This window comes from Pseudomonas sp. (genome assembly GCF_048269965.1).
GTDB lineage: Bacteria > Pseudomonadota > Gammaproteobacteria > Pseudomonadales > Pseudomonadaceae > Aquipseudomonas.
The window spans coordinates 100,624-114,362 of sequence record NZ_JBLWTV010000009.1 but is presented as its reverse complement, the minus strand read 5'-3'; the positions used below and the strand labels follow the sequence as shown (position 1 = coordinate 114,362).

At 65.3% G+C, this 13,739-nt stretch carries 10 protein-coding genes; 5 read left to right on the top strand and 5 right to left on the bottom strand.

Going from position 1 to position 13,739, the window contains the following annotated elements; translation table 11 throughout:
* Positions 1 to 167 precede the first annotated feature (167 nt).
* Both ACN0X6_RS12835 and acnA read right to left on the bottom strand, forming a co-directional pair.
* Positions 168 to 1,733: a PAS domain-containing methyl-accepting chemotaxis protein gene (locus ACN0X6_RS12835; protein ID WP_417704391.1), complete on the bottom strand. Its 1,566-nt coding sequence runs from the start codon at positions 1,731 to 1,733 to the stop codon at positions 168 to 170.
* 181 nt (positions 1,734 to 1,914) lie between these two features.
* Entirely contained in the window at positions 1,915 to 4,656 is a 2,742-nt protein-coding gene (acnA, locus tag ACN0X6_RS12830; RefSeq protein WP_417704389.1) for an aconitate hydratase AcnA, read from the bottom strand.
* Between the two features lie 256 nt (positions 4,657 to 4,912).
* Between acnA and rlmM the strand changes: the two genes are divergently transcribed.
* Entirely contained in the window at positions 4,913 to 5,968 is a 1,056-nt protein-coding gene (rlmM, locus tag ACN0X6_RS12825; RefSeq protein WP_417704387.1) for a 23S rRNA (cytidine(2498)-2'-O)-methyltransferase RlmM, read from the top strand.
* An 89-nt stretch (positions 5,969 to 6,057) separates the two neighbouring features.
* Positions 6,058 to 6,309: a sulfurtransferase TusA gene (tusA, locus tag ACN0X6_RS12820; protein WP_037002734.1), complete on the top strand. Its 252-nt coding sequence runs from the start codon at positions 6,058 to 6,060 to the stop codon at positions 6,307 to 6,309.
* 85 nt (positions 6,310 to 6,394) lie between these two features.
* Here tusA and ACN0X6_RS12815 read toward each other — a convergent pair whose 3' ends face one another.
* The gene (locus tag ACN0X6_RS12815; protein ID WP_417704386.1) at positions 6,395 to 7,453 is read right to left on the bottom strand and encodes a DUF3080 domain-containing protein; all 1,059 of its coding nucleotides are present in this window, start codon (positions 7,451 to 7,453) and stop codon (positions 6,395 to 6,397) included.
* A gap of 39 nt (positions 7,454 to 7,492) precedes the next feature.
* Complete coding sequence (locus ACN0X6_RS12810; protein WP_192981574.1) at positions 7,493 to 8,866, bottom strand: MATE family efflux transporter; 1,374 nt, start codon at positions 8,864 to 8,866, stop codon at positions 7,493 to 7,495.
* Positions 8,867 to 9,016: 150 nt separating this feature from the next.
* On the opposite strand from ACN0X6_RS12810, the gene pdxB reads away from it, so the two are divergent.
* From pdxB to ACN0X6_RS12795, 3 genes are all read left to right on the top strand, one after another.
* Positions 9,017 to 10,147 carry a 4-phosphoerythronate dehydrogenase PdxB gene (pdxB, locus tag ACN0X6_RS12805; RefSeq protein WP_417704385.1) on the top strand — a complete coding sequence of 377 codons (1,131 nt, stop codon included), beginning with the start codon at positions 9,017 to 9,019 and terminating at the stop codon, positions 10,145 to 10,147.
* A 281-nt stretch (positions 10,148 to 10,428) separates the two neighbouring features.
* Positions 10,429 to 10,914 (top strand): glutathione peroxidase, encoded by a 486-nt coding sequence (locus tag ACN0X6_RS12800; RefSeq protein WP_417704383.1) that lies wholly within the window; start codon positions 10,429 to 10,431, stop codon positions 10,912 to 10,914.
* Positions 10,911 to 11,369 carry a MarR family winged helix-turn-helix transcriptional regulator gene (locus ACN0X6_RS12795; RefSeq protein WP_417704381.1) on the top strand — a complete coding sequence of 153 codons (459 nt, stop codon included), beginning with the start codon at positions 10,911 to 10,913 and terminating at the stop codon, positions 11,367 to 11,369. The genes ACN0X6_RS12800 and ACN0X6_RS12795 overlap by 4 nt, the downstream gene beginning before the upstream one ends.
* Here the strand turns inward: ACN0X6_RS12795 and ACN0X6_RS12790 are convergent.
* Positions 11,359 to 13,680, bottom strand: coding sequence for a response regulator (locus ACN0X6_RS12790; protein WP_417704379.1), 2,322 nt, complete (start codon positions 13,678 to 13,680; stop codon positions 11,359 to 11,361). The two genes, ACN0X6_RS12795 and ACN0X6_RS12790, sit on opposite strands and share 11 nt — an antisense overlap.
* Positions 13,681 to 13,739: the final 59 nt, after the last annotated feature.

Here is a 13,739-nt window from a genome sequence, read left to right as displayed (position 1 = left end):
GGTGTTTGGGAGGTTATACACCATGTCGTATAACGGCTGGCAAGTGTCAATTATGCGAAAGCGGGGATGGTCGGGAAGGGCGTAGGAAAGATCGCGAGCAAGCTCGCTCCTACAAAAAGCGGGGTGGGGAGGGGAAGGCGCAGCGGTGAGCCGCTGCGCCTTTCGTTTCAGCGGTTGAAGCGTTCGACCAGGGCGTATTGGCCCTGTGCGGTGTTGGTCAGGGCTTCGCTGAGTTTGGCGGTATCGTTGGCTTCGCCGGCGGTCTGGTCTGCCAGTTGGGCGATGGTGGTGATGTTCTGGTTGATCTCGTCGGCGACGGCGCTTTGCTCTTCCGCCGCTGCGGCGATCTGGTTGGCCATGTCGGCGATATTGGCCACCGAGTCGCTGATGCCGGACAGCGCCTGATCGGCCTGCAGCACGCGCTCGACGCCTTCATCGGCCTGCTTGCGGCCGATTTCCATGGTCAGTACGGCTTCTTCGGCAGTGCGCTGCAGTTTGGCGATCAGTGCGTGGATCTGTTCGGTGGATTCAGCGGTGCGTTGCGCCAGCGAACGCACCTCGTCGGCCACCACGGCGAAGCCACGGCCCATTTCGCCGGCGCGGGCGGCTTCGATGGCGGCGTTGAGGGCGAGCAGGTTGGTCTGGTCGGCGATGCCCTTGATCACGTCGACCACGCCGCCGATCTCGCTACTGTCCTGGGCCAGGCGGGTAACCGTCTCGCCGGTGTCGCCCACCGATTGCGACAGGCGCTGGATGGCTTCACGGGTTTCTGCGGCGATGGTGCGACCTTCGCTGGTCAGGCGGTTGGCTTCCTGGGTGGCGATGGCGGTGCGGGCGACGTTGCTGGCCACTTCCAGAGTGGTGGCGGCCATTTCGTTGACGGCGGTGGCAACCTGCTCGGTCTCGCTGCGCTGGCGCTCGAGGCCGGCCGAGCTGTTGTGCGCGAGCTTGTCGGCTTCACGCGCTTGCAGGGTCAGTTGCTCGGCGGTGTCCTGCAGGCGGGTGAGGCAGGTTTTCAGGCGCGCTTCCTGGCTGAGCATGGCCATTTCCAGGCGTGCTTCGGCGCCACGGCTGTCGGTGTACATCTGCGCGATCAGCGGGTCGGAAGTGGTTTGCTCGGCGAGGCGCAGCAGGCGTTTGACGCCGCGCGTCTGCCAGGCGATGCCAGCCAGGCCCAGCGGCACCGAGAGCACGGCAGCGAGGATGAAGCCCCAGTTGCTGCCCATCCAGTGGCCGATCATGAAGCCGATCTGGCTGACCAGGATGAAGGGCATCCACGCCTGGACGATGGGCAGCCACTGGTTGCTGGCCGGTACGGCCGATTTGCCGGCGTTGAGGCGGGCGTACAGCGTTTCGGCGCGGCGCACCTGCTCGGCTGTCGGTTTGATACGGACGGATTCGTAGCCGACAACCTGGTTGTTCTCGGTCACGGGCGTGACGTAGGCGTTGACCCAGTAGTGGTCGCCGTTCTTGCAGCGGTTCTTGACGATGCCCATCCACGGGCGGCCCTTCTTCAGGGTCGTCCACATGTGCTCGAACACGGCGGACGGCACGTCAGGGTGACGCACGATGTTATGTGGCGCGCGCAGCAGTTCTTCGCGCGTGAAGCCGCTGACTTCGACGAAGGCGTCGTTGCAGTAGCTGATTTGTCCTTTGAGGTCGGTGGTGGATATCAGGCGTTGTTGTGCAGGAAAGGTGCGCTCACGCTGAGTGACCGGCTGGTTGTTACGCATGGCAGGTATCCGTCGTTGTAATGCCCTGTCATCGGCCGGCGAGCGGCGAAGTTGAGGGCTGAATCCATTTTCGGCGAGTGTAAACGCTTTTTGAACGGCGTCACGTTTCTGTCGCGGCGTTGGCCATCTCTGGCTCGACGGATAAGGAGGCCCTGCCGCCAGTGGCGGCAGGGCAGGTGCATCAGTTGGCGATCATCTGGCGCAGCACGTAGTGCAGGATGCCGCCGACCTTGAAGTACTCGACCTCGTTGAGGGTGTCGATACGGCACAGCACTTCGACTTCCTCGTGCGTGCCGTCTTCGCGGGTGATGATCAGCGTCAGTGGCATCTGTGGGCGCAGCTCGACGCCTTCCAGACCTTCGATGGCCAGCACTTCCTTGCCGGTCAGCTTGAGGCTGGTGCGGTCGGTACCGGGTTTGAATTGCAGCGGCAGCACGCCCATGCCCACCAGGTTGGAGCGGTGGATGCGCTCGAAACTTTCGGCGATCACCGCCTTGACCCCCAGCAGGTTGGTGCCCTTGGCCGCCCAGTCGCGGCTGGAGCCGGTGCCGTATTCCTTGCCGGCGATGATCAGCAGCGGCGTGCCTTCGGCCTGGTAACGCATGGCCGCGTCGTAGATCGCCAGCTTCTCGCCGCTGGGCACGTGCAGGGTATTGCCGCCTTCCTCACCACCGAGCATTTCGTTGCGGATACGGATGTTGGCGAAGGTGCCGCGCATCATCACTTCGTGGTTGCCGCGGCGCGAGCCGTAGGAGTTGAAGTCGGCCTGGGCCACGCCGTTATCGCGCAGATAGCGCCCGGCCGGGCTGTCAGCCTTGATGTTGCCGGCCGGCGAGATGTGGTCGGTGGTCACCGAGTCGCCGAGCAGGGCGAGGATGCGCGCCTGGCGGATATCGGTGATACGCGGCGGATCGCCGGCGATGTCTTCGAAGAACGGCGGATGCTGGATGTAGGTGGAGTCGCCCTGCCAGGCGTAGGTGTCGGCCTTGGGCACGTCGATGGCCTGCCATTTCTCGTCGCCGGCGAAGACTTCGGCGTATTCCTTGCGAAACATGGCGGTGTCGACCTGGGCGATGGCCTGACTGATTTCGGCCTGGGTCGGCCAGATGTCCTTCAGATAGACCGGCTGACCGTCCTTGCCGGTGCCGAGGGCGTCGCTCGTCAGGTCGAGGCGCACGCTGCCGGCCAGGGCGTAGGCGACCACCAGGGGCGGCGAGGCCAGCCAGTTGGTTTTCACCAGCGGATGCACGCGGCCCTCGAAGTTGCGGTTACCGGAGAGCACCGAGGCGACGGTCAGGTCGGCCTGGGTGATGGCTTTCTCGATGGGCTCGCGCAGCGGCCCGGAGTTGCCGATGCAGGTGGTGCAGCCGTAGCCCACCAGGTCGAAGCCGAGTTTCTCCAGGTAGGGCGTCAGGCCGGCGGCGTTGAAGTATTCGGTGACCACCTTGGAGCCGGGGGCCAGCGAGCTCTTCACCCAGGGCTGGCGCTGCAGGCCTTTTTCCACCGCCTTCTTGGCCAGCAGGCCGGCGGCCATCATCACGCTGGGGTTGGAGGTGTTGGTGCAGGAGGTGATGGCGGCGATCACCACGGCGCCGTCTTTCAGGCGATGAGTATGGCCGTCGTCCTGGTAGTCGATTTCGCCGCTCTGCTTGTCGCCGCCGACGGCCGTGCCGCCGCCGCCTTCGCTGAGCAGGCGACCCTCTTCCTTGGCGCTCGGCTTGAGCTGCAGGCCGACGAAGTCGTCGAAGGCCTGGTTGACCTGGCCCAGCGAGACGCGATCCTGCGGGCGCTTGGGCCCGGCCAGGCTGGCTTCGACGCTGCCCATGTCCAGGCTCAGGCTGTCGCTGAACACGGGCTCTTCGCCTGGCTCACGCCACAGACCCTGGGCCTTGCTGTAGGCCTCGACCAGTTGCACGGTGGCGTCCGGGCGGCCGGACAGGCGCAGGTAACCGAGGGTGATGTCGTCCACCGGGAAGAAGCCGCAGGTGGCGCCGTATTCCGGGGCCATGTTGGCGATGGTGGCGCGGTCGGCCAGGGGCAGGTCGGCCAGGCCGTCGCCGTAGAACTCGACGAATTTGCCCACCACGCCCTTCTTGCGCAGCATCTGGGTGACGGTGAGCACCAGGTCGGTGGCGGTGATGCCTTCTTTCAGCTTGCCGCTGAGCTTGAAGCCGATGACTTCGGGAATCAGCATCGACACCGGCTGGCCGAGCATGGCCGCTTCCGCCTCGATGCCGCCGACGCCCCAGCCGAGCACGCCGAGGCCGTTGATCATGGTGGTGTGCGAGTCGGTGCCGACCAGGGTGTCGGGGTAGGCGAGGGTGACGCCATCTTCCTCCTTGGTCCACACGGTGCGCGCCAGGTACTCCAGGTTGACCTGGTGGCAGATGCCGGTGCCCGGCGGCACCACGCTGAAGTTGTCGAAGGCGTGCTGGCCCCAGCGCAGAAAGGCGTAGCGCTCGCCGTTGCGCTGCATTTCCAGTTCGACGTTGTCATGGAAGGCGCTGGAGGAGGCGTAGCGGTCGACCATCACGGAATGGTCGATGACCAGATCCACCGGCGACAGCGGGTTGATCCGCTGTGGGTCGCCGCCGGCCTTGGCCATGGCGTCGCGCATGGCGGCCAGGTCGACCACCGCCGGTACGCCGGTGAAGTCCTGCATCAACACGCGCGCCGGGCGGTACTGGATCTCGCGGTCGGAGGCGCGCTGGTCGAGCCAGTCGACCATGGCCTGCAGGTCCTGCGGCTGCACCGTCTGGCCGTCTTCGTTGCGCAGCAGGTTTTCCAGCAGCACCTTGAGCGACTTGGGCAGGCGGTCGATGTTGCCAAGGCGCTGGGCGGCTTCGGGCAGGCTGAAGTAGTGGTAGGTGGCGTCGCCGACTTTCAGTTCGCGGCGGCAGTTCAGGCTATCGAGGGAGGGCATTGCACATCTCCTTGGGCCCGCACGGTTCGGGCTGTGTCTGATGGCGGCAGACCTTCAAGCTAGTTCGGCTTGGGCTGTCTGGCTAGCGCATTTCCTTTATCGGTCGCTATACGCTGCCTGTTCTGGGTGGCCGGACCCCATCGAAACGCGATGGCAGGTGGCTTCGTATCTGTGGGCAGCGCATATGTAGCTGGACAGGTTTAGCGGCTCGGGGTTCCGCTCTCGGGTATCATGCGCACCCCAAGGAGACCCTTTGATGAATACCCTGTTTCTGCATTGCCGCCCCGGTTTCGAAGAGGAGGTTTGCGCCGAGATCACCGACCTCGCCGCACGCCTGGACGTCCCAGGCTACTCCAAGACCAAGCCCGGCAGTGCGTGTGCCGAGTTCGTCTGCAGCGAGGCGGCCGATTGCGAGCGGCTGATGCGCAGCGTGCGTTTCAACCAGCTGATCTTCCCGCGGCAATGGGCGCGCGGGGCCTATGTCAGCCTGCCGGAGAGTGACCGTATCAGCGTGTTGCTGGAGGCGCTTGCTGAGTATCCGGTGTGCGGCAGCCTGTGGCTGGAAGTGGTGGATACCAACGACGGCAAGGAGCTCTCGACCTTCTGCAAGAAGTTCGAGGCGCCGCTGCGCAAGGCGCTGCTCAAGGCCGGCAAGCTGGTGGACGATGCCAAGAAGCCGCGCCTGCTGCTGACCTTCAAGAGCGGGCGCGAGGTGTTCGCCGGCATCGCCGAGGCGGACAACCAGGCGATGTGGCCGATGGGTATTCCGCGCCTGAAGTTTCCCCGTGAGGCGCCCAGCCGCTCCACGCTCAAGCTGGAGGAGGCCTGGCACCATTTCATTCCGCGCGAGCAGTGGGATCAGCGCCTGGCGCCGGGCATGACGGCCGTGGACCTGGGCGCCGCACCGGGCGGCTGGACCTGGCAGCTGGTCAATCGGGAGATCCGCGTCACTGCCGTGGACAACGGGCCGATGGCCGAAAGCCTGATGTACTCCGGTTTCGTCGTGCACCAGCGCGCCGATGGTTTCACCTTCCGCCCACGGCATCCGGTGCACTGGATGGTCTGCGACATCGTCGAGAAGCCGGCGCGCACGGCGGCGATGATCGAAACCTGGCTGGGCGAGGGGCTGTGCCGCGAGGCGGTGGTCAACCTCAAGTTGCCGATGAAGCAGCGTTACGCCGAAGTGCGGCGCCTGCTCGACCGCATCGAGTCGGGGCTGGCGGAGCGCGGCTTGAAGGTCAGCATCGGTTGCAAGCAGCTGTATCACGACCGCGAGGAAGTGACCTGCCACCTGCGTCGGCATGGCAAATGATGATCTGCGCGCAGGCCTCAGGGCTGTGCGCGCAGGTGACCTGAAGGTTAGCTTTGCGCGACAATGCGCGCCTGTATGTGGAGCCCCTTATGTCCGAAGCCCTGACCCTCAATCACGATGACCTGCTCGATGCCAGCGGCCTGAATTGCCCGGAACCGGTGATGATGTTGCACAACAAGGTGCGCGACCTGTCGCCGGGCGGTTTGCTCAAGGTGATCGCTACCGATCCGTCGACCCGTCGTGATATTCCCAAGTTCTGCGTGTTCCTCGGTCACGAACTGCTCGGGCAGGCCGAGGAGGACGGCAGCTACCTGTACTGGATTCGCAAGAAGGCCGATTAGACAGTTATCTCGTAGGGCGGGTGCAACCCGCCAAATAGCGGATGTTGTTGGTCGCGATGGCGGGTTGCCCCCGCCCTACGGTTTGCTAGCTTTCGCTGTTCCATCCCGCCTGTCCCGGCGCCAGGCCGCAGCTGTTCAGCAGTGTCTGCCAGGCCTTGACGTGACGCGCCGTGGCTGCGCGGAAATCCTGCCACAACGAATCCTGCTCGCCGGCCAGGCGCTGCAGGTGCTCGCGGGTAGCCGAGGGAATGCCGTCGATGCGCTGCAGCTGCAGCAGCGCCGCCTGCCACTGCCGGCCGCGCTGGTCGACCTGGGCCAGATAAGGCTGCAGGCCGCCAGCGTAGAACTTGATGAAGATGTTCTGCAGGATGCGCCCGCGCGGGGTCGCCTGGCCCAGCGGGCAAAGTGGGCGGTTCTGCTGGCGTTGCTCCAGCAGTTCGCTGCCGGCGTCGAGGTTGTGGCGCAGGCTGGCCAGGCTGGTGATCAACTGGCCGCCTTGCTCGCTGGCGTAGAGGGCGAAGAACAGCGGCTCCAGCTGATCGGCGCTCGGCGGTAGCTGCGCGGGCAGGGCGGCGCCGATGCTGGCCAGCCGCTGCAGTGCGTCCAGTGCGGCGCTGTCTTCCTGCGTGTCCACCGGCAAGGCCTGGTCGGCGAAGCGCAGGTAGTCTTCGAACTCCGGGCTGCCGTTCAGCGCATTCCAGAACACTGCAGGCAGTTGCTGACGCTTGTCGCTGGCCAGGCGCTGCAGGGTGGCCTTCAGGCTGGAGTCGTCCTGCAGATGGGGCAGGCAGTCGTCGATGGCGCGCAGCAGATCGCCTTCATAGCCCAGCCGTTGGCTGGGCATCAGCTGCTTGCCCAGGCTGCTGTTGCGCTGGCTGATCAGCTGCTGCAGGCGCGGACAGCGCCGCGCATCGATCACCAGATCGAGCAGGCCGATGCGCAGTTCGGGGATCGCCGAGATTCGCTCGCGCCGAGTCGGCAGGCGGTACTGACTGATACTGCGACTGTCGAACGAGCTGATGTTCGGCGCATCGAGCGAGCGCTGCAGGCGTTCGAGGTAGTCGCTTTGCAGGGCCAGGCCGTCGTTGGCCGGGCCGCAGGCGGTGAGCAGCAACAAGCAGAGGAGCAGGGCGAGTCGGGTCATGCGCTCAGTCTAGAGCTGATTTCCTGCCTATCCAATCACTCAGGCAGCCCGGCGAATGCGTTTGCGCGCGCTGCGCGCCAGGCGCACGGTGAGCATCGCGGCGGCGCAGGTCAGTCCGACCACCAGCCCCTGCCACAGGCCGCTGGGGCCGCTCGGTTCGCCGAACAGGTCAGACAGCCCCAGCGCATAACCCACCGGCAGGCCGATGCCCCAGTAGGCGAACAGCGTCAGCAGCATGGTGATGCGCGTGTCCTGATAGCCGCGCAGTGCGCCGGCAGCCGTCACCTGAATGGCATCGGAGAACTGGAACAGCGCCGAATAGACGATCAGCGTTGCCGCCACCGCGATCACCGTCTTGTCCGGGGTGTAGATCTGCGCGATCTGTTCGCGCAGCAGGAACATCAGGCTGGCCGATACGCAGGCGTAGCCCAGCGCCGCCGCCATGCTTACCCCGGCAGCGAAGCGCGCTTCGCGCGGCTGACCACGGCCCAGCGCCTGACCGACGCGCACGGTGGCGGCCATGGCCAGCGAGTAAGGGATCATGAACACCATGGAGCTGAAGTTCAGGGCGATCTGGTGCCCGGCGACCACGGTGGCGCCAAGGCCGCCGATCAGCAGGGCGATCACCGCGAAGATGCTCGATTCGGCGAACACCGCGATGCCGATTGGCACGCCAATGCTCAGCAGGCGTTTGATCACCGTCCACTGCGGCCATTCGAAGCGGGTGAACAGCGAGCTGGCGCGGTAGTAGGGCGCCCATTTCACCCAGACCAGCATGCCGATCAGCATGAAGCCCATCACCAGCGCCGTTGCCCAGCCGCAGCCGACACCGCCCATGGCCGGCAGGCCGAACTTGCCGTAGATGAAGATGTAGTTGGCCGGGATGTTCAGCAGCAGGCCGAGGATGCCCAGCACCATCGCCGGGCGGGTGTGACCGAGGCCGTCGCTGAAACAGCGCAGCACGTGATACAGCGCCACTGCCGGGAAACCGCAGGCCACCGCGCGCAGGTAACCCATGGCGGGGGTGATCAGCTCCGGGTCGATGTTCATGGCGCGCAGGATGAATTCGGCGTTCCACAGCAGGGTCGCGGCGCTGCCGCCGACGGCCAGGGCCAACCAGAGTGCCTGGCGCACCAGCGGGCCGATTTCGGCCTCTGCGCCGGCGCCGAAGCGCTGCGCCACCTTGGGTGTGGTGGCCAGCAGGATGCCGGTCATCAGCAGGAAGACCGGCACCCAGATCGAGTTGCCCAGTGCCACTGCAGCCAGATCCTGCGGGCTCACGCGCCCGGCCATCAGCGTATCGACGAAGCCCATGGCGGTATGCGCCAGTTGGGCGATGATGATGGGCGTGGCCAGGATGAGCAGGCTGCGCAGTTCCGTGCGCACGCGGCCAAGGCGGGTGTCGGTAGACATTTCGACTCTTCGGGATGGCAGGAAACCGCGTAGTCTACGCCTTGACGTGTCGGTCAGGAAAGCGCGATCTGCACCTCTGTCTGGCGGCTCTCGAGGCGACGCTGAGGTGTCGACTGACTTAGAATGGCGGCCTGCCCGATGGAGCCTGCCATGCACATAGTCGCCGACGAAAACATTCCCTTGCTCGATGAGTTCTTCGCTGCGTTCGGCAGCATCCGCCGCTTGCCCGGGCGCGGCATCACGGCAGCCGATGTGCGTGATGCCGACCTGCTGCTGGTGCGCTCGGTGACGCAGGTCAGCCGCGCCTTGCTCGAAGGGAGCCGGGTGCGTTTCGTCGGTACCTGCACCATCGGCACCGACCACCTGGATCTCGATTACTTCGCCGAAGCCGGCATCGCCTGGAGCAGTGCCCCCGGTTGCAATGCCCGTGGCGTGGTGGATTACGTGCTGGGCAGCGTGCTGACCCTGGCCGAGCGCGAGGACGTAGACCCGGCGGCGCGCGTTTACGGTGTGGTTGGCGCAGGGCAGGTCGGCGGGCGTCTGGTCACTCTGTTAGAGGGGCTGGGCTGGCAGGTGCGCGTGTGCGACCCGCCGCGTCAGGCCGCCGAGGGCGGCGACTTCGTCAGCCTGGAGCAGATCATCGACGAGTGCGATGTGATCAGCCTGCACACGCCGCTGGACGCTTCGACGCGGCATCTGTTCGGTGCGACTCGCCTGGCGGCATTGAAGCCAGGAACCTGGTTGATCAACGCCAGCCGTGGTGCTGTGGTGGACAACGCCGCGCTGCGCAGCCTGCTGCCGCAGCGGCCTGATCTGAAGGTGGTGCTGGATGTCTGGGAAGGCGAGCCGCTGGCCGATGTCGAGTTGGCCGCCCTGTGCCAGCTGGCGACGCCGCATATCGCCGGCTACAGCCTGGACGGCAAGCTGCGCGGCACGGCGCAGATCTACCAGGCCTGTTGCCGGGTGCTGGGCGTGGCCGAGCAGGTGAGCCTGGCCGATCTGTTGCCTTCGCCGTGGCTGAGCGAGCTGAGCATCGACGGCAGCGCGGACCCGGCCTGGGCCCTGGCCAGCATCTGTCGCGCGGTGTACGACCCGCGCCGCGACGATGCCGACTTTCGCCGCAGCCTGGCCGGCGATGCCGATGCCCGTCGCGCCGGCTTCGACCGCCTGCGCAAGCATTACCCCATGCGCCGCGAGATCGATGGCTTGCGCGTATGTATTCAGGGCGATTCAGCGCCGCTGGCTGCTCTGGTGCGAGCCCTGGGCGCCACCGTTTCGTAGGGTGGGTTGGCCGCTGGTCACGGTTGTCGATCTGCCCGCTATGCCGGGTGCGGCGTAACCCACCATCGGCGCAACGCGATCCATCGCCCGGTGGGTTACGTGGGGCGGCCATCCGAGCGCGCGGAGTTCATCTGCGTCTGGAAGCTCGGCACTCGGCGCCGCTAACCCGCCCTACGAGATAGCGTGCATTCGCATGCCTTATTTTGCCTTAATTAAATTGCATGCAATTTAATTGCTCGCTACTTTGTTCGTCACTTCAAGCCCATTCAGGACGACTTCCCATGAGCAACGCACTTTTCGATATTCCGGTCACCACCATCAAGGGCGAGCAGAAGACCCTGGCCGACTTCGGCGGCAAGGCTGTGCTGGTGGTCAATACCGCCAGCAAATGTGGCTTCACCCCGCAGTACAAGGGCCTGGAGAACGTCTGGCAGCAATACAAGGACAAGGGCCTGGTGGTGCTCGGTTTCCCCTGCAACCAGTTTGGCAAGCAGGAGCCGGGTGACGAGGGGGCGATCTCCGAGTTCTGCGAGCTGAACTTCGGCGTCAGCTTCCCGCTGTTCAAGAAGGTCGACGTCAATGGCGCAGGCGCTCATCCGCTGTTCGTGCAATTGAAGAAGCGCGCACCGGGTCTGCTGGGCAGTCAGGGTATCAAGTGGAACTTCACCAAGTTTCTGATTGGCGAGGACGGCCAGGTGGTCAAGCGCTTCGCCCCGACCACCAAGCCTGAAGAATTGAGCAGTGAGATCGAAGCCCTGCTGAAATGAGCGCTTTCGACAGCGCCGGGCTGCAGCTGGACAACCAGCTGTGCTTCAAGCTCTACGCCGCCTCGCGTGCGGTGATCCGTGCCTACAAGCCGATGCTCGACGCACTCGGCCTGACCTACCCGCAATACCTGGCGATGCTGGTGCTGTGGGAGTGGCAGGAGCGGGCGCCTGAGCATCCGACGCTCAAGGCGCTTGGGCAACGCCTGCAGCTCGACTCCGGCACCCTGACGCCGCTGCTCAAGCGCCTGGAGCAGATGGGCCTGGTGCAGCGTTGTCGCGCGCAGACGGATGAACGCGAGGTGCATCTGGCCCTGAGCGACGCTGGCAGGGCGCTGCAGGCTCGGGTCCTGCCACTGAAGGTGCAGTTGCTCTGCCAGTTCGGCGATCAGGATCTGCTGGAAATGGAAGGGCTGCGGCGCAGCCTGGATCGACTGCTGGCTCGGCTCAGCGACTGACCTCATCGGGCAGCCAGGTGTCGAGCATGACTGCCAGCTCTTCACGGCGGAAGGGTTTGGCGAGGTAATCGTTCATGCCGGCAGCGCGGCAGCGCTCGCGCTCGTCGGACAGCGCATTGGCGGTCAGGGCGACGATGGGCAACTCCGGCCAGCGGCCATTGCTGCGGATGCGTCGACTGGCTTCGTAGCCATCCATCACCGGCATGTTGCAGTCCATCAGGACCAGGTCGATCGGCTCCTGCTCCAGCACCTCCAATGCTTCCGCGCCGTGTGCGGCGACCAGCACCTGGTAGCCGAGCTTGGCCAGCATGCCTTTGGCCACCATCTGGTTGACCGGGTTGTCTTCGACCAGCAGTACGCGCGCCGTGCTTTCCCGCGCGGGTTGCGCCTGGGCGCTGCTGTGCAGGTCGCCGTCGTCGCTGTGCAGGATGTGCCGCAGCACCTGCAGCAGGCCGCTGCGCGACAGTGGGCGGGCGATCTGCAGCAGCGGCATGAGGCGCTGCGCCTGCTCGTGTGGCAGGAAGTTGCCATAGGCGGTGACCAGCAGAACCGGCGTGCTGATCGCCGGGCGCATACCCAGCAGGCATTCCGGGCAATCGCTGATCAGCAGGTCGGCATCCACGCCGTGCAGGCTGGCATCGGTATCCAGGCGCTGATAACTCAGGCCCCAGATTGGCAGCCACTGGCTGAGCATCTGCTGCAGGCCGCTACTGGCCGGCGTCATGGCCACGATGCGGCCTTGCAGTGAGGGTTGTGAGCTGACTTGAGCATGGGCGGGCAGCGGCAGTTCGGCGCAGAACTCGCTGCCGAAGCCCTCTTTCGACTGCAGCGTCAGCGTGCCATGCATCGCTTCGCACAGGCGTCGTGTCAGCGCCAGGCCGAGCCCGGTGCCGCCGTATTCACGGGTGATGCCCACTTCGGCCTGCGCGAAGGGCTGGAAGATGCGCGCTTGAGCATCCTCGGCGATGCCGATGCCGGTATCGCGCACGCGAATGCTGATGCCCTCCTGACTGCAGGCGACGATCAGGTCGACGCGGCCGAAACGGGTGAATTTGAGCGCATTGGACAGCAGGTTGCTGACGATCTGGCGCACCCGCGTTGGGTCGCCCAGCACCTGGGTGGGCAGTGCCGGATCGATCAGGCAGGTCAGCTCTACCGCGCTGGCGGCATTCTGTGACAGCAGGCTGGCGGTTTCCTCGGCCAAGGCGCCGAGGTCGAAGGGGATCTGCTCCAGCTCGAGCTGGCCGGCTTCGAATTTGGACAGGTCGAGAATGTCGTTGAGCAGTTCCACCAGTACCTTGCCTGAGTCATGGGCGATGCCCAGTTGCTGGCGCTGTTCGGCGCTGAGCGGGCCGTCCAGGGCCAGCGCGAGCATGCCCAGCAGGCCGTTGAGCGGCGTGCGGATCTCATGGCTCATGTTGGCCAGAAAGGCCGAGCGCGCCTGGGCCATGTTCAGGGCGGTGGTGCGCGCCACTTCCAGTTCGCGGTTGGACTGGCTGAGGCGGGCGTTGGTGGCCTTGAGCTCGGCAGTGCGCGCCGAGACGATGTTTTCCAGTTCGTTCAGGTACTGGGTCAGGCGGTCTTCGGCGTTGCGTCTGTGCTCGATCTCCTGGGCGATGCTCGACAGCTGGCGGTTGGTGACCTCCACCAGGGTGCCGATCTCGTCGCGTTCGTGGCCCTTGGGGCAGGGCACCGGACGGTGTTGCGGGTCTTGCGGATTGCGTTCGCTGAGTGCGCGAATCACCCCGGTCAGGGGTTTGGTCAGCATGAAGTAGAACAGCACCAGCAGAATCAGCGACAGCAGCAGGCTGCGTGCGAAACCGGTGAGGAGGGTCAGCAGCGAACGTCTGAGAAAGTGACTGCCGAAGGCGTAGGTGTCGACTTCCAGGCGCAGAAAACCTAGGGCTTCGTTGGGCGCATGGCTGACGTGGAGCGGGTCCTGGAACTGCCGCTGAGCGCCGAACAGGCTGTCACTGAAGACCCGGTAGCGGCTTTCCCTGCGTGGGCGGCTGACGCTGGCCAGCACCAGTCCGCTGTTGTCGATCAGCTCGGCGCGGGTCACTGCGGGCGAGCGCAGCAGGCCGAGGACCAGCTCCTGCGCCAGTTCCGCGTCGATGTTGTAGGCGATACGGGCGGCGGGGTTGTGGCTGATTTCCAGCAACGCGCGAATCTCGCGGTTGATGGAGGCTTCTTCGCTGGCATAATCGACCGCCACCTGGGTGACGCTCAGCAGCGTGCCAAGGATAAACGCCACCAGGACGGTCAGGCCGGCCTGTTTGAACGACAGGCGATTGGTGAGCGAAATGTCCATAGATGCGTGCGTGGTCTCTGATCCCTGGGCGCCTGCCAAGCATAGCTGATAGCGACCCT

What these genes read in the sequence shown, in the direction of transcription:
- ACN0X6_RS12815 (WP_417704386.1), bottom strand. Translation starts at nt 7,453, where the DNA reads ATGACCCGACTCGCCCTGCTCCTCTGCTTGTTGCTGCTCACCGCCTGC.
- pdxB (WP_417704385.1), top strand. Translation starts at nt 9,017, where the DNA reads ATGCACATAGTCGCCGACGAAAACATTCCCTTGCTCGATGAGTTCTTC.
- acnA (WP_417704389.1), bottom strand. Translation starts at nt 4,656, where the DNA reads ATGCCCTCCCTCGATAGCCTGAACTGCCGCCGCGAACTGAAAGTCGGC.
- ACN0X6_RS12795 (WP_417704381.1), top strand. Translation starts at nt 10,911, where the DNA reads ATGAGCGCTTTCGACAGCGCCGGGCTGCAGCTGGACAACCAGCTGTGC.
- rlmM (WP_417704387.1), top strand. Translation starts at nt 4,913, where the DNA reads ATGAATACCCTGTTTCTGCATTGCCGCCCCGGTTTCGAAGAGGAGGTT.
- ACN0X6_RS12810 (WP_192981574.1), bottom strand. Translation starts at nt 8,866, where the DNA reads ATGTCTACCGACACCCGCCTTGGCCGCGTGCGCACGGAACTGCGCAGC.
- ACN0X6_RS12800 (WP_417704383.1), top strand. Translation starts at nt 10,429, where the DNA reads ATGAGCAACGCACTTTTCGATATTCCGGTCACCACCATCAAGGGCGAG.
- tusA (WP_037002734.1), top strand. Translation starts at nt 6,058, where the DNA reads ATGTCCGAAGCCCTGACCCTCAATCACGATGACCTGCTCGATGCCAGC.
- ACN0X6_RS12790 (WP_417704379.1), bottom strand. Translation starts at nt 13,680, where the DNA reads ATGGACATTTCGCTCACCAATCGCCTGTCGTTCAAACAGGCCGGCCTG.
- ACN0X6_RS12835 (WP_417704391.1), bottom strand. Translation starts at nt 1,733, where the DNA reads ATGCGTAACAACCAGCCGGTCACTCAGCGTGAGCGCACCTTTCCTGCA.